This is a genomic window from Candidatus Frankia nodulisporulans (assembly GCF_902806475.1).
Taxonomy (GTDB): domain Bacteria; phylum Actinomycetota; class Actinomycetes; order Frankiales; family Frankiaceae; genus Frankia; species Frankia umida.
Window position 1 is genome coordinate 1 of the sequence record NZ_CADCWS010000575.1, and the last position, 352, is coordinate 352.

At 61.6% G+C, this 352-nt stretch carries 1 pseudogene; it reads left to right on the forward strand.

Features of this window, described 5'->3' with window-relative positions:
• Positions 1-352 (forward strand): annotated as a pseudogene (locus G6R24_RS21455) (protein rep); the annotation flags it as partial.

A 352-nucleotide genomic window follows, 5' to 3' on the forward strand; every position in this document is an offset into this window, starting at 1 on the left:
CCGTGCGGATGAGATCTCCCGGGCCATCGCCTGGGCCATCGAAGCCGGTTATGGGGCTGTTTTCGTGACCCGAACAATCCCTCACACCGCCGAAGACGAACTGCGCACAACCCTCGGCTACCTGACCGGAGGCCGAGCCTGGGCAGCGCGTCACCGGGCGGTCAAGGAAGTGCGCGAGGAAGCCGGCTACCTGGGCTGCATCACCGCGAAGGAAATCACCCGAGGGAACAACGGTTGGCATCCCCACACCCACGATGTGGAAGTCTTCCGCCAGCCGGTCACGCCGAAGGCCTACGGGAAAATGTGCAAGGAGTATTTCGATAAGTTGAATTCTTCCTATGTGCGGCATGGC